General features: G+C 67.9%; 18 protein-coding genes and 1 pseudogene. 4 read left to right on the top strand and 15 right to left on the bottom strand.

Annotated elements, in window-relative coordinates:
• Nucleotides 1-393: 393 nt before the first annotated feature.
• A complete protein-coding gene (locus N5C25_RS08900; protein WP_050563262.1) occupies nt 394-1,371 on the bottom strand; it encodes a 2-oxoglutarate and iron-dependent oxygenase domain-containing protein in 978 nt (325 codons plus the stop codon).
• A gap of 152 nt (nt 1,372-1,523) precedes the next feature.
• On the opposite strand from N5C25_RS08900, the gene N5C25_RS08895 reads away from it, so the two are divergent.
• From N5C25_RS08895 to N5C25_RS08885, 3 genes are read left to right on the top strand one after another with little or no spacing between them, the layout of a single operon-like run.
• Nucleotides 1,524-3,410 (top strand): sulfatase-like hydrolase/transferase, encoded by a 1,887-nt coding sequence (locus tag N5C25_RS08895; protein WP_279936816.1) that lies wholly within the window; start codon nt 1,524-1,526, stop codon nt 3,408-3,410.
• 20 nt (nt 3,411-3,430) lie between these two features.
• The gene (locus N5C25_RS08890; protein ID WP_251102753.1) at nt 3,431-4,576 is read left to right on the top strand and encodes a glycosyltransferase family 4 protein; all 1,146 of its coding nucleotides are present in this window, start codon (nt 3,431-3,433) and stop codon (nt 4,574-4,576) included.
• Entirely contained in the window at nt 4,569-5,426 is an 858-nt protein-coding gene (locus N5C25_RS08885) for a polysaccharide deacetylase family protein (RefSeq protein WP_021203418.1), read from the top strand. Before N5C25_RS08890 ends, N5C25_RS08885 begins: the two co-directional genes overlap by 8 nt.
• Before the next feature lie 84 nt (nt 5,427-5,510).
• On the opposite strand, the gene glmM is transcribed toward N5C25_RS08885, so the two are convergent.
• From glmM to trpB, 5 genes are all read right to left on the bottom strand, one after another.
• On the bottom strand, nt 5,511-6,872 hold the full coding sequence (gene glmM, locus N5C25_RS08880; RefSeq protein ID WP_058981120.1) for a phosphoglucosamine mutase: 1,362 nt from the start codon (nt 6,870-6,872) through the stop codon (nt 5,511-5,513).
• Nucleotides 6,872-7,747 (bottom strand): acetyl-CoA carboxylase, carboxyltransferase subunit beta, encoded by an 876-nt coding sequence (gene accD / locus N5C25_RS08875; RefSeq protein WP_019660593.1) that lies wholly within the window; start codon nt 7,745-7,747, stop codon nt 6,872-6,874. Before accD ends, glmM begins: the two co-directional genes overlap by 1 nt.
• Nucleotides 7,748-7,961: 214 nt before the next feature.
• The gene (gene trpA / locus N5C25_RS08870; RefSeq protein WP_019660594.1) at nt 7,962-8,771 is read right to left on the bottom strand and encodes a tryptophan synthase subunit alpha; all 810 of its coding nucleotides are present in this window, start codon (nt 8,769-8,771) and stop codon (nt 7,962-7,964) included.
• Between the two features lies 1 nt (nt 8,772).
• Nucleotides 8,773-9,462, bottom strand: a complete 690-nt coding sequence (locus tag N5C25_RS08865) for a hypothetical protein (protein WP_251102752.1) — start codon at nt 9,460-9,462, stop codon at nt 8,773-8,775.
• Nucleotides 9,459-10,676, bottom strand: coding sequence for a tryptophan synthase subunit beta (gene trpB / locus N5C25_RS08860; protein WP_014647880.1), 1,218 nt, complete (start codon nt 10,674-10,676; stop codon nt 9,459-9,461). The genes N5C25_RS08865 and trpB overlap by 4 nt, the downstream gene beginning before the upstream one ends.
• Before the next feature lie 96 nt (nt 10,677-10,772).
• On the opposite strand from trpB, the gene N5C25_RS08855 reads away from it, so the two are divergent.
• Nucleotides 10,773-11,660: a LysR family transcriptional regulator gene (locus tag N5C25_RS08855; protein ID WP_058981116.1), complete on the top strand. Its 888-nt coding sequence runs from the start codon at nt 10,773-10,775 to the stop codon at nt 11,658-11,660.
• 48 nt (nt 11,661-11,708) lie between these two features.
• Here N5C25_RS08855 and N5C25_RS08850 read toward each other — a convergent pair.
• From N5C25_RS08850 to prmB, 9 genes and pseudogenes are all read right to left on the bottom strand, one after another.
• Nucleotides 11,709-12,125 (bottom strand): annotated as a pseudogene (locus N5C25_RS08850) (peptidoglycan-binding protein); the annotation flags it as partial.
• Between the two features lie 80 nt (nt 12,126-12,205).
• Nucleotides 12,206-12,862 carry a phosphoribosylanthranilate isomerase gene (locus N5C25_RS08845; RefSeq protein WP_010483057.1) on the bottom strand — a complete coding sequence of 219 codons (657 nt, stop codon included), beginning with the start codon at nt 12,860-12,862 and terminating at the stop codon, nt 12,206-12,208.
• Nucleotides 12,859-13,629, bottom strand: coding sequence for a tRNA pseudouridine(38-40) synthase TruA (gene truA / locus N5C25_RS08840; RefSeq protein ID WP_019660599.1), 771 nt, complete (start codon nt 13,627-13,629; stop codon nt 12,859-12,861). Before truA ends, N5C25_RS08845 begins: the two co-directional genes overlap by 4 nt.
• Before the next feature lie 32 nt (nt 13,630-13,661).
• Complete coding sequence (locus N5C25_RS08835; RefSeq protein WP_279936814.1) at nt 13,662-14,024, bottom strand: VOC family protein; 363 nt, start codon at nt 14,022-14,024, stop codon at nt 13,662-13,664.
• Between the two features lie 26 nt (nt 14,025-14,050).
• Nucleotides 14,051-16,111, bottom strand: coding sequence for a FimV/HubP family polar landmark protein (locus tag N5C25_RS08830; RefSeq protein WP_279936813.1), 2,061 nt, complete (start codon nt 16,109-16,111; stop codon nt 14,051-14,053).
• A 130-nt stretch (nt 16,112-16,241) separates the two neighbouring features.
• Nucleotides 16,242-17,270 (bottom strand): aspartate-semialdehyde dehydrogenase, encoded by a 1,029-nt coding sequence (locus N5C25_RS08825; protein WP_019660602.1) that lies wholly within the window; start codon nt 17,268-17,270, stop codon nt 16,242-16,244.
• 90 nt (nt 17,271-17,360) lie between these two features.
• Nucleotides 17,361-18,398 carry a D-glycerate dehydrogenase gene (locus N5C25_RS08820; RefSeq protein WP_279936812.1) on the bottom strand — a complete coding sequence of 346 codons (1,038 nt, stop codon included), beginning with the start codon at nt 18,396-18,398 and terminating at the stop codon, nt 17,361-17,363.
• Nucleotides 18,391-19,494, bottom strand: a complete 1,104-nt coding sequence (aroC, locus tag N5C25_RS08815; RefSeq protein WP_279936810.1) for a chorismate synthase — start codon at nt 19,492-19,494, stop codon at nt 18,391-18,393. The genes N5C25_RS08820 and aroC overlap by 8 nt, the downstream gene beginning before the upstream one ends.
• On the bottom strand, nt 19,491-20,420 hold the full coding sequence (gene prmB, locus N5C25_RS08810) for a 50S ribosomal protein L3 N(5)-glutamine methyltransferase (RefSeq protein WP_021203410.1): 930 nt from the start codon (nt 20,418-20,420) through the stop codon (nt 19,491-19,493). Before prmB ends, aroC begins: the two co-directional genes overlap by 4 nt.
• Nucleotides 20,421-20,486: the final 66 nt, after the last annotated feature.

The raw sequence follows: 20,486 nt of genomic DNA, 5'->3' as shown, positions 1-20,486 counted from the left end.
GCCACGGAAAGAAAAAAGAAGAGCAAGAGCAAAGGCAAAAGCTGCATTCCGGGTTGATGCTGGCTGGACCAACCCCTACCCCACTTCGATCCGACAGATTTCATCCACGCAAGGCGTGGATCTACCGCGTCGACCAAGGTCGACACCCACCGGGAATCGCGATTTACCCACCGTCACCGGGAAACTGTCGAAGGCGGGGAGGTGTCGGATGGCGGGGTGTCCGCGGCATGGATGCCGCGGCCAAGCCCCCAGGGATGGGTCCACGGCGTCCCCGCCATCCGACACCTCCCCACGGAACACCCCAGAGCCGCTTTGGCTTTGGCTTTGGCCTCTGCGGGTGCAGGGTGCAACCCTGCAAAGAAAAAGGCCGCCTTTCGGCGGCCTCACTCCTCTTTACTTCAGCTTGATCTCGCGCAGGCGCTCCTCGAGGAAGCCGTGGGCGGTGATCGGCTCCGGGTACCGGCTCGGGTTCTCCGGGGTGATGCACGAGGGCAGCACGTCGATCAGGAAGTCCGGGTTCGGGTGCAGGAAGAACGGCACCGAGTAGCGCGGCTGGCGCGCCAGCTCGCCCGGGGGATTGACCACGCGGTGGATGGTCGACGGATACACGTGGTTGGTCAGGCGCTGCAGCATGTCGCCGATATTGACCACAATGGTGTCCGCGTCTGACGTGAACGGCACCCACTCGCCATCATGCGACTGCACTTCCAGGCCTGCGGCACTGGCACCGACCAGCAGGGTGATGAAGTTGATGTCGCCATGGGCACCAGCACGCACGTTCGGGATGTCGTCGGTGGTGATCGGCGGGTAGTGGATCGGGCGCAGGATCGAGTTGCCGAAGTTGGTCTTGTCGGCGAAGAAGTCTGCCGGCAGGCCGATATGCAGGGCCAGCGCCGACAGGACGCGCGACCCCAGGTTGTCCAGTGCCTGGTACAGGCCATAGCCGCGCTCACGGAAGCCCTCGACCTCGGTCGGCCACAGGTTCGGCGCCATCACATCGCGGTACTTGGAGTCGTCGGCGATCTCGCGGCCGATGTGCCAGAACTCCTTCAGGTCGAAGTGCTTGGAGCCCTTGGCGGTCTCCACCCCGAACGGGGTGTAGCCGCGGGCGCCGCCGCTGCCGGCCACGTGGTACTTGCGCTTGACCTCTTCGGGCAGGGCGAAGAAGGCCTTGAAGGCATCGTAGGCCGCATCGATGTCGGCCTGCGGAATGCCGTGGTTGCGGATGCCCGCGAATCCCCATTGGCGGTAGGCCGCGCCCAGCTCGGCCACGAAGGCCTCGCGGTCGCTGTCGAAACGGGTGATGTCGAGGGTGGGGATCTGGCTCACAGCGGTTCCTGGCTTGTCATTGGGTCTGGGGGGCCAGCGCATTCATGGCCCACCTGAACATTGTGACAGATCGCCCGGAGGACGCCACCCGATACGAAGAAACAAACAGATACAATGCGCGACCCGCGCGCGGCCCCACGATTCCGTCACCCCGGGGATCCCGCCGCCTGCATCACCCGCCGCCCCAGTCCCTCATGCGCCCTGCTGCTCCCTCTGCCGACACCGCCCTGCCCTCCGGCCCCGCACTCCACTGGCGCCGCCTGGCCTGGTGGTCGCTGTTCGTGGCCGGCAACGCGCTGCTGGCCATGGCGATCACGCTCGGCAACGTACCGCTGGCAGACAACCCGGGGGGCAGCGTGGGCCTGGCCTATCTGGCCGTTGCCCTGCCCGGTCACCTGCTGGCATTCGGCGCCCTCGCCGGCCTGCTGCCGCTGCTGATGGGCCTTTGGCCGCGCAGCGCACGCCCCCTGAGCCTCAGCGCCGTGCTGCTGCAGGGCCTGTGGCTGTGCCTGTTGCTGGTTGATGCAAAGGTTTTCACTCTGTATCGGTTTCACCTCAATGCCATGGTGGTGAACATGGTGTTCGGCGGTGCGCTGCAGGACCAGGTCGCGTTGTCGTGGAAGACCTGGCTGCAGGCCGGACTGCTGGTGGCCGCCATCTTCACGGCTGAAGGACTGTTGGCCTGGGCATGCTGGAAGCTGCTGCCCGCCCGGCCGCGCCGCCGCCGGGTCCTGCAGGGGTGGGCCATCGTTGCGCTGCTGATGGCCGGCGGCCAGGTCGCCACGGCCTATTACGATGCCCGCGGCGACCGTGCCGTCATCGCGCAGTGGAACTACCTGCCCTGGGCACAGCCGATCACCGCCAAGAGCTTCATGCGCAGGCTCGGGGTCATGAGCGAACAGCAGGCGGGCCTGCCCGACCCGCGCCATGCGCAGCTGCTGTATCCGCTCCAGCCCCTGCGTTGCCAGAACCCACACCGCCCCAACGTGCTGATGGTGGTGCTGGAATCGCTGCGCCAGGACGTGCTGACGCCGCAGCTGATGCCCAACACGTCGGCGCTGGCGCAGGACGCGCGCGTGTTCGATCGCCATTTCAGCACCGGCAATGCCACCCGCTACGGCCTGTTCGGCCTGCTCTACGGCCTGCCCGGCGGCTACTGGCAGAGCATGCTGGACGAACAGCGCGGCTCGCAGCTGTTCCAGGTGCTGGGCCAGCAGGGCTACGACCTGCACCTGTACGGCAGCGCGCCGTTGTACAGCCCGGAATTCGATCGCACGGCATTTGCCGATGTGCGCGACCGGCTGCACCAGGGCCCTTCCGCCCTGACCCCCGACAAGCGCGACGCAGCCATCGTCGCCGCGCTGCGGAATGACATCCGCAGCAGCCAGGCGGCGCAGCACCCATGGTTCGGCTTCGTGTTCCTCGACTCCACCCACGCCGGCTACCACCTGCCCGCCAGCTACCCACCGGCAGCCACGCCGATGGCCAAGGAAATCGATTTCCTGTCCTTCGGCCCGGACCACGACCCGACGCCGGAACTCAACCGCTACCGCACTGCCGTGCACTATGCCGACAGCCTGATCGGTTCGCTGCTGGACGACCTGCGCGCGCAAGGCCTGGCCGAGGACACCATCGTGCTGGTCACCGGTGACCATGCCGAAGAGTTCAACGACCTCAAGCTGAATTACTGGGGCCACAACGGCAACTTCTCCGATTACCAGCTGCAGGTCCCGTTCGTGCTGCATTGGCCAGGCAGGGCCGCTGGCCGCGACGTCCGCACCAGCTCGCACGAAGACTGGGTACCGACGCTGATGCGCCATGCGCTGGGCTGTGAGAACGCATTGACGGACTTCAGTACCGGCCAGGACCTGCTGGCCACGCCCGCCGCCAGCGAACGTGCACTGGTGGTGGAGAGCTGGTCGCAACGCGCTGTACGCCATGGCGATGCCATCTACGTGTTCGACAAGTTCGGCAACGCCACCGCGCTCGACCGGCACTACCGCCCGCTGCCGCAGCAGGCTCCGGACGCCGCAGCCATCCGCTCGGCATGGGAAGCGCTGACCCGCTTCCGCAACCGCTGATCTTGAAGGACCGATCCTGCATGAACCGTCCGCTGCGCATCCTGCATACCGAAGCCGCCAAGGGAATGGGCGGGCAGGAGATCTACATCTTCCGGCACATGCAGGTGATGCGCGCGCGTGGCCATGAGGTGTCATTGCTGTGCCAGCCCGATGCACGCCTGGCCACACTGGCACGCGAGGACGGATTCATCGTGCATACGCTGCGCATGGGCGGCCTGGCACGCCTGCTGCGCGGCATGTGGTCGGTATCGCGGCTGGTGCGCCGCGAACGCTTCGACGTGGTCAATACCACCAGCCGCCGCGATGCGCTGATCGCCGCCGCCGGTGCACGCCTGGGCGGCACGCCGCTGGTGGTGCGCTCGCGCCATCTGATGAGCCCGGTCAACTCGTTGCTGACCTATACCAAGCTTCCACACCGGGTGCTGACCGTCAGCAGCTTCGTCAAGCAACTGCTGGTCGACCGCGGCATTCCAGCCGAGCGCATTGGTATCGTGCCGCCGATCGCGGTGCCTCCGCGCTGGAGTGATATCCGCAAGGCCGATCCTTGGCAGTGCCTGCAGGACGTACGTGCGGAAGTGCGTGCCGAGCTTGGCTTCGGCGAGCAGGACATCGTGGTCGGCTGCGTGGCCGTGCTGCGTGAGCCCAAAGGCCATGCCGACCTGCTGCAGGCGATGGTGCCGCTGTGCAAAGCCAACCCGGACCTGCACCTGGTGATTGTCGGTGATGGCCAGGCCGTGACGGAACGACTGCAGGCGATGTGCGCCGAGCACGGGCTGCAGCGCCAGGTCCACCTGCTCGGCTACCGCGATGGAGCCTGCAGGCTGATGGCCGGCTTCGACATCTTCGCACTGGCCTCGCACAAGGAAGCGGCCGGCACCGTATTCCTGGAAGCGGCCTACGTGGGCGTACCGATCGTCGCCACGCGGGTGGGCGGCGTGCCGGAGATGGTGATTGATGGCAGCAATGCGATCCTCACCCGTTTGGGTGACAATGCCGCCCTGACAGGTGCATTGCGCCTGCTGGTGGACGACCCGGAACGGCGACGGCAGATGGGGCGCGCTGGCTGGGAGTGGATGCACGGCGCACATCGCTTCACGCCGGACGGCCACGGTGAAGCGACCGAACACTACTACCACCAGTGGCTGAAGGAGCTGGGACATGGCTGATGCACGAACCGTTCCGGTGCTGATGCACCACCACGTCAGCCCTTCGCCGGGCATGATCACCGTGTCGCCGGAGAACTTCGAAAGCCAGATTGCGTGGCTGGCAGCCAATGGCTGGACCTCACTGACGCTGGAGCAGTACGCCGGCTTCCTGGCCGGCAAGCCGGTGCCACGCAAGTCGATCGTCATCACCTTCGACGATGGCTATCTCGACAACTGGGTGTATGCGCACCCGATCCTGCAGAAGTACGGCATGCACGCGGTGGTGTTCGTGGTCACCGGCTGGATGGGCGAAGGCCCGGAACGTCCGCACGCCGGCATTGCCGGCGCGGCACTACCGTCGACGCCGGACCATCGTGGCTGCGAAGCGGCGATCTACGAGCAGGACCGCAGCGACGACGTGATGATGCGCTGGAGCGAAGCACGCGCAGCCATTGCCGCCGGCACCTTCGAGGTGCATTGCCATACCCACACCCACACCCGCTGGCTGCGCCGCGACGATCTGGACCGTGCGCAGCGCCGTGCGGGCCTCAGCCGGGATCTGGCGATCTCGCGCGACGTCCTGCAGGACAAGCTCGGCGAGGTGTCCGATACGCTGTGCTGGCCCTACGGCGATTTCGACCAGGACCACATCGAGGTAGCACGCGAGCAGGGCTTCCGCTACCTGCACACCACCCACCCGTTCGGCCGCAACGTGGTCGGCGGTGATCCGGAGCGGATCTACCGCTTCGCGATCCGCAACCGCCCGGCCAGCTGGCTGCGCAAGCGCATCGCGCAGAGCTACAACCCGCTGATCGCGCCGCTGTTCAATGGCTTCAAGGCGCGCCAGAAGAAGATGGTGCCGGGGCCATAAGCACCACGCCCCCCCCCTGCCGGTTGAATGAAAAACGCCCCGGCTTTGCGGGGCGTTTTTCGTTGGTGCGAATGTGCACTCGCTTCAGGCAGCGGCTTCACGCACCGCTGCGGACAGGCGGTCCAGCGTTTGCTGCATCAGCGTGGCGTCATCGGCCTCGACCGTGACCCGCACCACCGGCTCGGTACCGGACGGGCGCAGGAACGCGCGGCCACGGCCGGCGACAGCCTGCTGCGCCACAGCCAGCGCGGACTGCACGCTTTCAGACTGCACCGCAGTCTTGGCCGGGACATTGCCCAGGCGCACGTTGACGGTCTTCTGCGGTACCCGCACAAGGCCCTTCAGCGCCTGGCGCAGGGTCTGCCCACTGTTGCGCAGCGCGACCAGCACCTGCAGGGCGCTGACGATGCCGTCCCCCGTGGTGGCGCGGTCCAGGCACAGCAGGTGGCCGGAGGCTTCACCGCCGAGCACACCACCGCCTTCGATCAGCGCCTGGTGCACGTAGCGATCGCCGACATTGCTGCGCACGAATGGAATCTGCAGGTCGGCGAGGGCCTTCTCGATCCCATAGTTGCTCATCAGCGTGCCGACCACCGGGCCGCGCAGGCGGCCTTCGGCCTTCCAGGCACGGGCCAGGATGTACAGCAGGTCATCGCCATCGACCGGGTTGCCCTGGTCGTCGGCCATCAGCACGCGGTCGCCATCACCATCGAAGGCGATACCGAGATCGGCGCCGGTCTCGCGGACCTTGGCCGCAAGGTTGTCGATATGGGTGGAGCCCACGCCGGCGTTGATGTTGATGCCATTGGGCTCGGCGCCGATGCCGATCACCTCGGCACCCAGTTCGCGGAACAGCAGCGGCGCGATCTGGTAGGTGGCACCATGCGCGCAATCCAGCACCAGGCGCAGGCCACGCAGATCGAATGTGCGCGGCACGCTGGCCTTGCAGAATTCGATGTAGCGGCCGACCGCCTCGCGTGCACGGAATGCCTTGCCCAGCTTTTCCGATTCGGCGGTGGTGAACGGAACGTCCAGCGCCGCCTCCAGGGCCAGCTCGGTGGCATCGTCGAGCTTCTCGCCCTGGGCCGAGAAGAACTTGATGCCGTTGTCGTAATGCGGGTTGTGCGAGGCGCTGATGACGATGCCGGCGTCCACGCCCAGCGTGCGGGTCAGGAACGCCACCGCCGGGGTCGGCATCGGACCCAGCAACTGCACGTCGGCACCGGCGGCGACCAGGCCGGCCTCCAGCGCCGCCTCGAACATGTAGCCGGAAATGCGGGTGTCCTTGCCGATCACCACGATCGGCCGGCGTCCGTCCTGGCCACGCTGGGCGAGCAGGACGCGGCCCAGCGCATTGCCCAGGCGCAGCACGAAGTCGGCCGAGATCACGCCCTGCCCGACCCGGCCACGGATGCCGTCCGTGCCGAAGTACTTGCGGGCACCCATCAGGCTACCTGCGGCGCGGGCTGCCGACCCAGCATGGCGAGCAGATCGGACAGGCGGTCGCGCAGTTCGCGGCGATCGCAGATCTGGTCGATGGCACCGTGCTCCAGCAGGAACTCCGAACGCTGGAAACCTTCCGGCAGCTTCTCGCGCACGGTCTGCTCGATCACGCGCGGGCCGGCGAAGCCGATCAGTGCCTGCGGTTCGGCGATGTTGATGTCGCCCAGCATCGCGAACGACGCCGAAACGCCGCCGGTGGTCGGATGAGTCAGCACCGAGATGTACGGCAGCCCGGCTTCACGCAGCTTGCCCAGCGCAGCGGAGGTCTTGGCCATCTGCATCAGCGAGAACAGGCCTTCCTGCATGCGCGCGCCGCCACTCTGCGAGAAGCACACGTAAGGCGCACCGATCTCGACCGCGGTTTCTGCGGCCAGCGCGAAACGCTCGCCCACCACCGAGCCCATCGAGCCCCCCATGAAGGCGAAGTCGAACGACGAGGCGACCAGCGCACGGCCCTTGAGCAGGCCGCGCATGGCGATCAGCGCGTCGTATTCGCCGGTGTTCTTCTGCGCGATCTTGATGCGCTCGCTGTACTTCTTCTGATCCTTGAACTTGAGCAGGTCGGTCGGTCCCAGGCGCGCACCGATCTCGGTGGTGCTGTCGGCGTCGAACAGGGCCGCCAGGCGCGCACGCGCGCGGATCGCCATGTGGTGGCCGCACTTCGGGCAGACCTCCAGGTTCTCTTCCAGTTCCGGACGGTACAACGCGCTGCCGCAGTTGCTGCACTTTTCCCACAGGCCCTCGGGGACACTGCGCTTCTTGCTGGGGGTGTTGTCGGTGCGGATGCCGGACGGCATCAACTTGCTGAGCCAACTCATGCGGGAGGACACTTCCGTTCAGGGCGGCCCATGGGCCGCAAAGGCGAACAGTCTAGCTCCGCTTTCCCCGGCCGTGCACCCCCTTGCCAGCTACGGGGCAGCCGGAAAAACCATGCTGGGACGTACGTTTAGGTGCTGCGCGGTGCCGGCCGCTGGCCGGCGGCCCTGCACGCGGGTGGGTACGGACGATGCCGGCCAGCGGCCAGCATTACCGCTACGCGTCCAGCGCCTGCCGCAGCGGGGCGAGGAACGCCCGCGCACGCTGGGCCGCGTCTTCAGCCGAGCCCGCTTCGGCCAGCGCCGCCACCAGCGCACTTCCGACCACCACGCCATCCGCCTGGCGGGCCATGGCTGCGGCACTGCCGGCGTCCTTGATGCCGAAGCCCGCCACCACCGGCACCGAGGCGCGCGCGCGCAACGCCTGCAGGCGGGCGCTGGCGGCGTCGCTGTCCAGGCGCTCGGAGGCGCCGGTCACGCCGGCAAAGCTGACGTAATAAAGGTAACCACGGGCCAGGGCCAGCAGCTTGTCGGCACGCGCCTGGCTGGTGGTCGGCGACGCCAGCAGGACCAGCGCCAGGCCCGCTGCATCGAAGGCCTGCTGCGCTTCAACGGCTTCTTCCGGCGGAAGGTCGACCAGCAGCACCCCGTCCACGCCAGCCTGCACGGCCGCCCCGGCGAAGGCAGCGTAGCCGTGGATCTCCACCGGGTTCAGGTAGCCCATCAGCACCACCGGGGTGTGCGCATCACGCTCCCGGAACTGCGCCACCGCCTGCAGCACATAGCGGCTGCCGGCTCCCCGCGCCAGCGCGCGTTCGGAACTGCGCTGGATGGTCGGGCCATCGGCCATCGGATCGGAGAACGGCACGCCCAGTTCAATCACGTCGGCACCAGCATCGACCAGCGCGTGCATGACCGGCACGGTGGCTTCCAGCGAGGGATCACCTGCGGTGATGAAGGGAATCAGCGCCTTGCGCTGCTGTTCGCGCAGGCGCTGGAAGCAGGCATCGAGTCGGGATACGGACATGTCAGGTACATCCTTCGATCAGGTCAACGGCGCCGCTGGCGCCCCAGTACATTCGGGAGATGGTGCCGTCGACGATCTCCACGCGGATCGCCAGGTCGGAACCGGGGTCCTGCCAGAGCAGGCTCTCGCCGGCCTCCGCATCATCACCATAGGGTTGCGTGGAAACGCCCTTGGGCAACTGCTGGAGTGCCTGCGCGCGTGGCATGCCCAGATGAAGGCCGAACGGCCCCGGCTGCAGCACCACCTGGCCGGAATCGTCGATGGGGGCCAGGTCGAAGCGCACCACGTCGCCGTCCTGCACCATCATCGCCACGCCCTCGGGCAGCGTGCCGCGCTCGTAGTACTCGCAACGCCCAGCGGTCGACTCGCCCAGCCCGGCCGAGTGCCACTGCGCCTCGCCCTGCAGTTCGCTGAAGGGCTGGCCGATCAGCACCTCACCGGCATGGTCCAGGGCCACCGACACCACCGCCCGGGCCGCCTGGTCCTCGCCGCCATCGCCTACCGTGGACATCGCCGCGCCCTCGATCGGGCGATGTGCGGCCTCATCGTCGTTGCTGGCCGGTTCGCGTGCCGGGGCGATCGCCGCGGGGGCGGCCGGCGCCGGGGCAAGCACCGGTGGATCGGGCGGCGTGCAGCCGCCCATGCCGATCACCAGCACCAGCGCCCCGCCGTGGCGCAGCACGTGATTCACAGCACAAGCCCTTCGCGCGCGGCGATGGTGTGCACGTCCTTGTCGCCGCGGCCGGACAGGTTGCACAGCACGATCTGGTCACGCGGACGCTCACGCGCCAGCTTGATTGCCTGTGCCAGCGCATGGCTGGATTCCAGCGCGGGCAGGATGCCCTCGGTATGCGCCAGCAGATGGAAGGCCTGCAGCGCTTCCTCGTCGGTGATGCCGAGGTAGCGCGCGCGGCCGGTATCGGCCAGGAACGCGTGCTCCGGGCCGACGCCCGGATAGTCCAGGCCGGCCGACACCGAATGGGTCTCGATGATCTGGCCGTCATCGTCGCACAGCACGTACGTGCGGTTGCCGTGCAGCACGCCGGGGCGGCCTGCCGCGATGGAGGCGGCATGGCGACCGGTACTGATGCCATCACCGGCGGCTTCGGCGCCGACGATCTCGACCTGGCGATCGTTGAGGAAGGCGTGGAACAGGCCAATGGCGTTGCTGCCGCCGCCGACGCAGGCGGTGATCGCATCGGGCAGGCGGCCGTACTCGGCCAGCATCTGCTCACGCGCTTCGCGGCCGACGATGGCATTGAAGTCGCGCACCATGCGCGGGTACGGGTCCGGTCCAGCCACGGTGCCGATGATGTAGAAGGTGTCCTGCACGTTGGTCACCCAGTCGCGCATCGCTTCGTTGAGCGCGTCCTTCAGGGTGGCCGAGCCGGAGGTGACCGGCACCACCGTCGCACCGAGCAGCTTCATGCGGTAGACGTTGATTTTCTGCCGCTCGATGTCGGTGGCGCCCATGTAGACCACGCATTCCAGGCCCAGACGCGCGGCAACGGTGGCACTGGCCACGCCATGCTGGCCGGCACCGGTCTCAGCGATGATGCGCTTCTTGCCCATGCGTGCGGCCAGCAGTGCCTGGCCGATGGTGTTGTTGATCTTGTGCGCACCGGTGTGGTTCAGGTCCTCGCGCTTGAGCAGGATCTGCGCGCCGCCGACGTGATCGCTCAGGCGCTGGGCGTGATAGATCGGGCTCGGCCGGCCCACGTAGTGCGCCAGGTCGCGGTCATAGGCCGCCTGGAACGCGGGGTCCTGGCGGGCCTGGTCATAGGCCTGGGCCAGTTCCTGCAGCGGGCCGACCAGGGTTTCGGCGACGAAGCTGCCACCGTAGCGGCCGAAGTGGCCCTGGGCATCCGGGAAGGCGTGGTAGTCGGCAATGGGGGAGGCAGACATGGATACGACCGGTGGTTCAGACAGGTGGATACTCTAGCGCACGGGTCATGACCGGAAAATGGATATTATCTGGCACATATCGTCAGGAAATCTCACGTGAGCCGCTCCCTGCTGCCTCCCCTCAATGCGCTGCGCGCATTCGATGCCACTGCCCGCCTTGGCGGCGTCGGGCGCGCCGCACAGGACCTGCACGTCACCCACGGCGCGGTCAGCCGGCAACTGAAGCTGCTGGAAGATCATCTGGGCCTGGCGCTGTTCCAGCGTGCCGGTCGCGGCCTGCGCCTGACCGCTGCGGGCACGCGCCTGCAGGCAGCGTGCAGCGAGGCCTTCGGCGGGATCGAAGGCTGCGTGCGCGAGCTGCGGCGGCCCGCGGCCTCCCCAGCACTGGTACTGGGCTGCAGCGGCAGCGTTCTGGCGCGCTGGATGATTCCGCGCCTGCCTGCCCTGCAGGCCGCCTTGCCTGGCGCGCGGCTGCAATGGTCGGCGCTGGACGGCAGTTTCACCGAAGCGCAGGCGGCGCTGGACGCCGTGCTGTTGCTGGCGCAGGGACCGTGGCCACGCGGCTGGCAGGTCCGCGAGCTGGCACCGGAACGGGTCGGTGTGGTGGTGGCCCCGTCACATCCGGCGGCGCAGCGCCTGCGGCAGGCACCGCCCTCGGCACTGCTGCAGGAAACCGTGCTGCACACCACGTCACGTCCACAGGCTTGGCCCGCCTGGGCGCAGGCACACCGCCTGGACCCGTCAAAGCTGCAGCTGGGCACCGCTTTCGAACATCTCTATTACCTGCTGGAAGCAGCCGTGGCCGGGCTGGGCCCGGCGATCGCGCCCGAGCCGCTGGTGGCCGAAGATCTGGCAGCAGGCCGGCTGGTCGCACCGTGGGGGTTTGCGGCCACCGGCGGCTTCTGGGTGCTGGCGCGGCCGGATGGCCCGGCCGATGCACGGGTGGACGCCCTGGCCGACTGGGCAGCAGCGCAACTGCGATGAGACGAGGCCCCGGGCGGCATTCACCTCCCGGAGCCGGCAACGCAGGCCTCAGCGACCGCCCATCGCGACCCGCTGCTGCTCCTCATGCACCTGCTGCTGGTGCAACGGATCTGCCAGCAGCTTGGCACTGGTCTGCTCCAGCGACGGCGGCGCCTGGGCCAGATCGACACTGGTGCGGAAGCCCGGCGTCGTGCCCATCACGAACGCCTTGCCATCCTGCACCGTGATGCTCTGCAGCTTGTCGGCCGGGTCGATACCGTTCTGCTTTGCATGCAGGGTGATATTGGCCGCAGCCTCTTCGGAAAACACGCTGGGAAGCTTGCTGCGGACGGCGTTCTGCAGTGCGTGGTCCGGATGCGATGCATCGTTGAGCGGCGGCCCTTTGGGCACAGCCGCTGCGGGTTCATGACCCTGCACACGCCCCGCTGCCAGGGCGGCAGCGGTGTGGCGACCAACGATGCCATCGGCGGACAGTCTCTGGTTGAGGGTCTGCTGCAAGGCTCACCGTCGACGATGACATCCCGGCGCCTCTCAGGTGACGCGGATCACTCCAGGACGGTGCAATCGGCGCGCCGCACTTCCTCGACGAAGGTGCGCATCCTGTAACCGTCCTTGATGCCCGGCTCCAGTTCGATACCGCTGGAGACGTCCACGCCCCACGGCAGCGTCGCCAGCACGGCGTCGTAAACGTTTTCCGGGTTCAGGCCACCGGCCAGCAGGAACGGCCGATGCAATCCGGTCGGGACGCGGCCCCAGTCGAACGCCACGCCGGTGCCGCCACCGCCCCCCGGCGCGTGGCTGTCGAACAGGAAGCCGGCAGCGCTGGGATAACGCAGTTGCAGGGTGCGGGCATTGACCTCTTCGCGCCCCCCCATGGCAATCGCCTTCAGGTACGGCATGTTGAAGCTGCGGCAGAAGCTCTCGTCCTCCTCGCCATGGAACTGCAGCAGCGTCGGTCGTACCGTGCGCAGCACCTCGCGCACTTCTTCCTTGCTGTTGTTGCGGAACAGCGCAACCACGTCGACCATCGGCGCGATTGCCTGGCGCATCGCGCGCGCCTCGGCAGGCGCGACCCGGCGGCTGCTCTCGCGGGCAAAGATGAAACCCACTGCGTCCACGCCCAGCTCACCGGCCAGGCGGACATCGCCGGCGCGGGTCATTCCACAGAACTTGATGCGTGTACGGTAGTAGGAACGGCTCATAGCGTGACCTCGGCGGGCAGATGCCAGTTGTCGGGGTACAGGGGCCCAAGGAACACCAGGCCCTGCGGCGGTGCGGTGGGACCAGCTACGGTGCGGTCGCGCCCAGCCAGCAGTTCGGCGATCCATTCCACCGGTTTTTCGCCGCTGCCCACCAGGATCAACGATCCGACGATATTGCGGACCATGTGATGAAGAAATGCATTGCCACGCACTGCGACTTCGATCACTTCGCCCTGGCGGCTGACCTGCAATGACTGCAGCTCACGCCGGGCATGCAGCGCCTGGCACTGCACCGAACGGAACGCGCTGAAATCGTTCTCGCCGAGCAGGGCCTGGCCGGCGGCGTGCATCAGGGTCTCGTCCAGCGCGCGGCGCTCCCAGCTCAGGGTCTGCCGGTCCAGCGCGGGCCGCACCTCGCGGTTGAGCAGCCGATAGCGGTAGCGGCGCGCACGTGCCGAGAAGCGCGCATGAAAATCATCGGCCACCGGCACGCACCAGCGCACCGCGATCGAACGCGGCAGGCGGGTGGTGGTGCCGAGCATCCAGGCGCGCGGGTCACGCACCACGTCAGTGTCGAAATGCACGACCTGGCACTGGCCGTGCACACCGGCATCGGTGCGGCCGGCGCAGACCACCTGCAGCGGCGCATCCGCCACCGATGACAAGGCCTGCTCGAGGCTGGCCTGCACGCTGGGACCACCCTCGCCCAGGTTCTGCCAGCCCCTGAAATCGCTGCCGTCGTACTCGACGCCAAGCGCATAACGCATGTGCTACCTCGATGTTGCGGGTGGGGCGGCGCTCAGGCCGGATCGCGTTCGGACCAGACCGCCAGTTCGTTGCCACCGGGCTCGACGAACTGGAAGCGGCTGCCACCGGGGAAGGAAAACACCGGGCGTACGATCTGGCCGCCGGCGTCGCGCACGGCCGCCTCGACCGGAGCCAGATCGTCGGCATACAGCACCAGCAGCGGTGCACCGCTGTCGCCGGCCCGCTGCGGCTGGCCACGGAAGAAGCCGCCCTGCAGGCGGCCATCGTCGAAAGCCGTGTAGTCGCTGCCGTAGTCGACGAATGACCAGCCAAACACCGTTTCGAAAAAGACACGGCTGGCGGCCGGGTCGCTGGAGGCGAATTCAACGTAGTCGATACGGCGCTCGCGGCTCATGGCAGGGTCCTTGTCGGCGGGTTCGGTCACGGCAGGCGGGCGAGCAGTTCGCGGGCCTGCGCCTGGCTGTGCAGGTCACCGCCCTCGGCCACTTCCAGCAACAAGGTGCGCGCCGTCTGCGCGTCACCCAGATCGAGGTAGGCAATGGCCAGTTCCAGGCGCTCCTGGCCGGCACGTGGCGACCAGCCCGCGTCATCGGCAGGCGCGGGGGCGCTCGACGCGGTGTCGTCGGAATGAGCAGCCTCGGTGCTGCCACGGTCGATGCCGTCGATGGCTTCGGGACCTGGGGCATCCGCCGGAGACGGGTTCTCATGCGCGTCGGCCGGCAGATCGAACACACCGCGGAACTGCGGCTGCCGTTCGGCATGCAGTGCGTAGTCGGGCACCACCACTTCGGCCGGCACCTGCGGTACAACGCGATCGTCCTGCAGCGGCTCGGCCGGGACCACCTCGTCGCCGGTGGTTGCGGGATCGTCCCAGCGCGGCAGATCGGTCACCGCTTCGGGCAATGCCACCGCGTCCTGGTCGCGCAGCGTGTCGGCCTCCTGGTCGGCCCGCACCGCGTGCTCAGCGGTGGGTTCGGCGACCACCATGTCGTGCACTTCGGTTCCGGTCGCCCACGCAGGCATCGCCGGTTCCTGGCGGCCGTTGCCGGCATCAGGCGACGACCACGAGGACTGCTCGGCCAGCGCATCCAGCGCGGCACCTGCCGGCACCGCTGCGGCCAGGCCGGCGGCATCGTCTTCCTCACGCAGCGGCGGCAACGGCGACGGCTTGCGACGACGCAGCAGCCAGGCCGCCCCCGCCACCAGCAGCAGTACCGGCAGCCCCAGCCAGTACCACGGTGTCGCCGCATCACGGGCACCCGGCGCCTGCGCCAGGCGCTGCTGCGCAGCGGCCAGGTCGTTGTCCTTCATCGCGATCAGCGACTGCTGCTGTTCCTTCAGCTTCTCCAGATCGGCCACCCGCTGCTTCAGCTCGCCGATCTCGGCATCGCGGGTGGCGATGTCCTCACGCGCCTGGCGCAGTTGTTCGTTGCCCAGCATGTCACCCTCGCTGCCGGCAGCTGTGCCGGTGGTTGTGCCCGCGTGCGCGGCGTCTGACGCCAGCGCCGGAGCGATCTCAAGCCGTGGCCCGTTGGCCGCAGCCGGGGAAGAAGCGTTCGTGGCTGCCGCCCTGGCAACCGGTGCGAGCATGCCCGCCGGTTGCGGCACGGTACGCGCCTGACGCCATTGCGCGGCGTGCTCGCGCACCAGCGTCGCCGCTTCGGCGGCGTCGACCGCCGCAAGCGCATCGCTGCCCGGCATGCGCAGCACCGCGCCCTGCTTGAGCAGGTTGACGTTGCCACGGATGAAGGCTTCGGGATTGGCACGCAGCAGGGCGATCATCGCGCGGTCGCGACTGACCTGGTTGCCACGCGCCACCACCCTGGCGATCTGCGACAGGGTCTGACCGCGCTGTACGGTGACGCTGCCATCGGCCGCCGGTGCAGCGACCGGCGCGGAGGCCGCACGCGGGCGTGCTGCTGCAGCCGCCACCGCAGGTGGCGGCGCAGCGGGCGCCTCTGCGGCTGGCGCCGTTGCCAAAGCCGGTGCAGGTTCGCGCACGATCGTATTGGAGAGCGTGCCTGCCGGCGCGACGATTTCCGGCTCGGCCACGGCCAGCGCACTGGGCGGCGCATCGACCAGCGCCGAGTACTCGCGCACCAGGCGGCCCTGGCCCCAGTCGGCTTCGATCAGGAAGCTCAGCGACGGCGTCTCCACCGGTGCCTGCGAGGTCACCCGCACCACCGCTCTTCCCTGCGTGTCGCGGGTCAGCTCGAACTGCAGTTCGCTGACCAGTCCGGTCGGCCGCTGCAGGCCGACACGCTCGAAAGTGACCGGCGAGGCCAAGGCCACCCGCAGGTTTTCCAGCTCGGACGGATCGGCCGAAACGACCGGGATTTCTGCCAGCAGGGGCTGGCCCGGCCTGGACAGGACGCGGATGTCGCCCAACCCCAGGGCGAGCGCCGAACTGCTGGCCAAGGCGAGCAGCGCTGCGGACAGATAGGTGAGCGGGCGCTTTGCGCCCCTGGCCCGTTTATTCATGGGCGACACTATAAAGCGTGCGGACCAAGGTCCGCACCCATGTAGAGCCGAGCCCATGCTCGGCTGCATGGCCTGAGCCGAGCCTGGGCTCGGCTCTACAGAAAAGGCCGAGCATTGCCCGGCCTCTCCATCAACGCTGCTCGGCGGCAACCAGCTCGGCCAGCTGTACGGCATTCAGGGCTGCGCCCTTGCGCACGTTGTCCGACACGATCCACAGGTTCAGGCCACGCGGGTGCGAGAGGTCCTCGCGGATGCGGCCGACGTACACCGCGTCGGTGCCTGAGGCGTGGGTGACCGGGGTCGGGTAACCACCGGCCTCGTGGCGATCCACCACTTCGATGCCCGGCGACTGCTCCAGCAGCGCGCGCGCTTCGGCGACCGTGACCTTGTCTCGGGTCTCGATCGCCACCGACTCGGAGTGGCCGTAGAACACCGGCACGCGCACCGCGGTCGGGTTCACCAGGATGCTGTCATCGCCGAGGATCTTGCGGGTCTCCCAGATCAGCTTCATTTCTTCCTTGGTGAAGCCGTTGTCCTGGAAGTCATCGATGTGCGGGATCAGGTTGAAGGCGATCTGCACCGGGAAACGCTGCGGATCGATCTCCTGGAAGCTGAGCAGCTGGCCGGTCTGCTTGCCCAGTTCCTCCATCGCCGAGCGGCCGCCGCCGGACACCGACTGGTAGGTGGAGACGTTGATGCGCTCGATGCCGTACTTGCGGTGAAGCGGTGCCAGCGCCACCAGCATCTGCATGGTCGAGCAGTTCGGGTTGGCGATGATGCCGCGCGGACGGTTGGCGACCTGTTCCGGGTTGACCTCGGACACCACCAGCGGCACGTCATCGTCGTAACGGAAGGCCGAGGAGTTGTCGATCACCACCGCGCCTGCTGCGGCGAACTTCGGTGCGTATTCCTTGGACACGCTGCCACCGGCCGAGAACAGGGCGATCTCGACGCCGGTGGGATCGAAGGTGGCCAGGTCCTGGACCTTGACCTTCTGGCCGTTGAACTCGATCTCGCCGCCGGCCGAACGCTCGGAGGCGAGAACGCTCAGGGTGCCGACCGGGAAATCACGCTCGGCCAGGATCGACAACATGGTCTCGCCGACGGCGCCGGTGGCACCGACGACGGCGACGTGGAAACTGCGCTGTGCATTGCTCATGGAGGAACTCTCACGAAAACGGGAATGGGGAAAAACACGCACGACAGCTGGGTTCGGGGAACCTCCTCAAGCGGGGCGCGCGGAGGTTCCCTATCGTTTCCCGGTTTTTTTGCCCAGCGTCACGCGCGCGGCCATCGCCGCATCAGCGTTGATCGCGCTCGGCATGCGCGACGGGCCGCCGTCCAGGCCGAGCCCGGCAAGCAGATTATCCACGGCCAGCTGTACCATCGCCGTGCGCGTGGCCAGCGAGGCGCTGCCGATGTGCGGAGTGAGCACGACGTTGCGCAGCGCCAGCAGTTCCGGGCGTACCGTTGGCTCGCCTTCGTACACATCCAGGCCCGCCGCAGCCAGGCGACCGTTGGCCAGCGCGTCGGCCAGCGCGATCTCATCGACCAGGCCACCGCGGGCGATATTCACCAGCGTCGCCGACGGCTTCATCTTCGCGAGTGCGGCGGCATCGATCAGATGATGCGAGGCCGGCGTGTACGGCAGCACCAGCAGCAGGTGGTCGGACTGTGCCAGCAGCGCATCCAGATCCACATAGGTCGCGCCCAATTCCGCCTCGGTCGCCGCCGGCAGCTGCGAACGGTTGTGGTACAGCACCTTCATGCCGAAACCGTGCGCGCCGCGACGGGCGATGCCCTGGCCGATGCGGCCCATGCCAAGGATGCCCAACGTGCTGCCGTGGATATCGGCACCGAGCATGGTCTGGAACGACCACTGCTGCCACTGCCCTTCGCGCAGCCAGCGCTCGGACTCGGTAATGCGGCGCGCGGTGGCCATCAGCAGGGCGAAACCGAGATCGGCGGTGGTTTCGGTCAGGACGTCCGGCGTGTTGCTGGCCAGGATGCCGGCCGCGCTGAGCGCGTCCACATCCAGGTTGTTGTAGCCCACCCCGACATTGGCGATCACCTGCAGCTGCGCGGCGCCGGCCACCTGGGCCGCGCCGATGCGCTCGTTGAGCGTGATGATCGCGCCGTCGGCGCTGGCCAGTTGTTCGGCGACCTGCTCGGGCGACCAGGCGGTGACCGCATCGGTGCTGCGCAGCTGCACGCGATCGCGCAGCGGCGCGATGGCCGCGTCGATCAGCGGCTGGCTCACCCACACGGTCGGCCGCGTGTCAGCCATCGATCTGCCCGGGAATGCGCGGGGTGATCGTGCCGACATCGCCGCACTGCGCGCGATGGCGCAGCGCCTGGTCCATCAGCACCATCGCCACCATCGCCTCGGCGATCGGGGTGGCGCGGATGCCGACGCAGGGATCGTGGCGACCGGTGGTGACCACCTCGACCACGTTGCCGGCGGTGTCCAGCGACGGGCCCGGCAGGCGCAGGCTGGAGGTCGGCTTCAACACCATCGACGCAACCACCGGCTGGCCGGTGGAAATGCCACCAAGGATGCCGCCGGCGTGGTTGCTGACGAAGCCCTGCGGGGTCAGCAGGTCACGGTGTTCGGTGCCCTTCTGTGCAGCGCTGGCAAAACCGTCACCGATCTCCACGCCTTTCACCGCGTTGATGCTCATCAGCGCGGCAGCCAGTTCGCCATCGAGCTTGCCGTAGATCGGCTCGCCCCAGCCCGGTGGCACGTTGTCGGCCACCACGTCCACGCGCGCACCGACCGAATCACCGGACTTGCGCAGCGCATCCATGTACGCCTCCAGTTCCGGCACCTGTGCGGCGTGCGGCCAGAAGAACGGATTGTCTTCCACCGCCGACCAGTCGAAACCGGCCGGGGTGATGTCGCCCAGCTGCGACAGGTAGCCGCGCACGGTCACGCCGAAGCGCTCGGCCAGCCACTTCTTGGCGACCACCCCGGCGGCTACGCGCATGGTGGTTTCGCGCGCCGAGGAACGGCCGCCACCGCGCGGGTCACGGATGCCGTACTTGTGCCAGTAGCTGTAGTCGGCATGGCCCGGCCGGAACTGCTGGCCGATGTTGGCGTAGTCCTTGCTGCGCTGGTCGGTGTTGCGGATCAGCAGCGCGATCGGGGTGCCGGTGGTCAGGCCCTCGTACACGCCAGAGAGGATCTCGACCTCGTCGGCCTCGCGCCGCGCGGAAGTGTGCCGGCTCTTGCCGGTGGCACGGCGCTGCAGGTCGTGGGCGAATTCGGCCGCGTCCAGCGCCAGCCCCGGAGGGCAGCCATCGATCACGCAGCCGATGGCCGGCCCGTGCGACTCGCCGAACGTGGTGACGGTGAACAGCTTGCCGAACGAATTGGAGCTCACGGGCGCTGCGCCGCCAGTTCGGTGATGCGTGCGCTGTGGGCGATCAGCTCGCGGCATTCGACCGCGAAGATGCCCATCTGGCCGACCTTGAACTCGATCCAGGAAAAATCGACTTCCGGCAGCAGCTTGATCAGGTGCTGCTCGGATTCGCCCACTTCGCAGATCAGCAGGCCGTCCTCGCTCAGGTGCAGCGGCGCGTCACGCAGGATCTTCAGCACCAGGTCCAGGCCGTCGTCGCCGGCACGCAGGCCCATCTCCGGCTCGTAGGAGTATTCCTGCGGCAGGGCGTCGGTCTCGTCGTTGGTGACGTACGGGGGGTTGGTGACGATCAGGTCGTAGTGGCGGCCGGTCAGGCCGTTGAACAGGTCCGACTTGATCAGGGTGACGTTGTGCGCCTGCAGGCGTTCCTTGTTTTCCTCGGCCAGCGACAGTGCTTCGTCACTCAGGTCGACGCCATCCACTTCCCAGTTCGGGTAGTAGTGGCCCATGGCGATGGCGATGCAACCCGAACCGGTGCACAGGTCCAGCGCACGGCTGACATCGCGGCCGGCCAGCCACGGCTCGAAGCCGCATTCGATCAGTTCGGCGATCGGCGAACGCGGCACCAGCGCGCGCTTGTCGCTCTTGAAGCTCAGGCCGGCGAACCAGGCCTCACCGGTCAGGTAGGCGGCCGGGATGCGTTCATCGATTCGACGCTGGAACAGTTCCAGCACGCGCAGCTTTTCGGCCTGCAGCAGGCGCGCCTGGCCATAGGCCGGGCCCAGATCGTGCGGCAGGTGCAGGCTGTGCAGCACCAGCTGGGTGGCCTCGTCCAGCGCATTGTCGTAGCTGTGACCGAAGGTCAGCCCGGCTTCGTTGAAACGGCTGGTGCCGTAGCGGATCAGATCGATGATCGTGTGGAGTTCGGCGGCCGTTTCAGCGGTCATGGCGGTACTGCGGGCAAAGTGGGCCCCGATTATAGGGGCTGGCGCCCGCGGCAGCATCCGTTGCGG

The sequence above is a fragment of the Stenotrophomonas sp. GD03958 genome (assembly GCF_029839005.1).
GTDB lineage: Bacteria > Pseudomonadota > Gammaproteobacteria > Xanthomonadales > Xanthomonadaceae > Stenotrophomonas > Stenotrophomonas hibiscicola.
Note: the sequence above shows the minus strand (reverse complement) of the source record. Positions and strands in the feature narration are given on the sequence as shown.

What these genes read in the sequence shown, in the direction of transcription:
- N5C25_RS08885 (WP_021203418.1), top strand. Translation starts at nt 4,569, where the DNA reads ATGGCTGATGCACGAACCGTTCCGGTGCTGATGCACCACCACGTCAGC.
- N5C25_RS08895 (WP_279936816.1), top strand. Translation starts at nt 1,524, where the DNA reads ATGCGCCCTGCTGCTCCCTCTGCCGACACCGCCCTGCCCTCCGGCCCC.
- N5C25_RS08890 (WP_251102753.1), top strand. Translation starts at nt 3,431, where the DNA reads ATGAACCGTCCGCTGCGCATCCTGCATACCGAAGCCGCCAAGGGAATG.
- N5C25_RS08845 (WP_010483057.1), bottom strand. Translation starts at nt 12,862, where the DNA reads ATGAGCCGTTCCTACTACCGTACACGCATCAAGTTCTGTGGAATGACC.
- prmB (WP_021203410.1), bottom strand. Translation starts at nt 20,420, where the DNA reads ATGACCGCTGAAACGGCCGCCGAACTCCACACGATCATCGATCTGATC.
- N5C25_RS08900 (WP_050563262.1), bottom strand. Translation starts at nt 1,371, where the DNA reads ATGCGCTGGCCCCCCAGACCCAATGACAAGCCAGGAACCGCTGTGAGC.
- N5C25_RS08820 (WP_279936812.1), bottom strand. Translation starts at nt 18,398, where the DNA reads ATGGCTGACACGCGGCCGACCGTGTGGGTGAGCCAGCCGCTGATCGAC.
- truA (WP_019660599.1), bottom strand. Translation starts at nt 13,629, where the DNA reads ATGCGTTATGCGCTTGGCGTCGAGTACGACGGCAGCGATTTCAGGGGC.
- glmM (WP_058981120.1), bottom strand. Translation starts at nt 6,872, where the DNA reads ATGGGTGCCCGCAAGTACTTCGGCACGGACGGCATCCGTGGCCGGGTC.
- N5C25_RS08835 (WP_279936814.1), bottom strand. Translation starts at nt 14,024, where the DNA reads ATGAGCCGCGAGCGCCGTATCGACTACGTTGAATTCGCCTCCAGCGAC.
- accD (WP_019660593.1), bottom strand. Translation starts at nt 7,747, where the DNA reads ATGAGTTGGCTCAGCAAGTTGATGCCGTCCGGCATCCGCACCGACAAC.
- trpA (WP_019660594.1), bottom strand. Translation starts at nt 8,771, where the DNA reads ATGTCCGTATCCCGACTCGATGCCTGCTTCCAGCGCCTGCGCGAACAG.
- N5C25_RS08830 (WP_279936813.1), bottom strand. Translation starts at nt 16,111, where the DNA reads ATGAATAAACGGGCCAGGGGCGCAAAGCGCCCGCTCACCTATCTGTCC.
- N5C25_RS08825 (WP_019660602.1), bottom strand. Translation starts at nt 17,270, where the DNA reads ATGAGCAATGCACAGCGCAGTTTCCACGTCGCCGTCGTCGGTGCCACC.
- trpB (WP_014647880.1), bottom strand. Translation starts at nt 10,676, where the DNA reads ATGTCTGCCTCCCCCATTGCCGACTACCACGCCTTCCCGGATGCCCAG.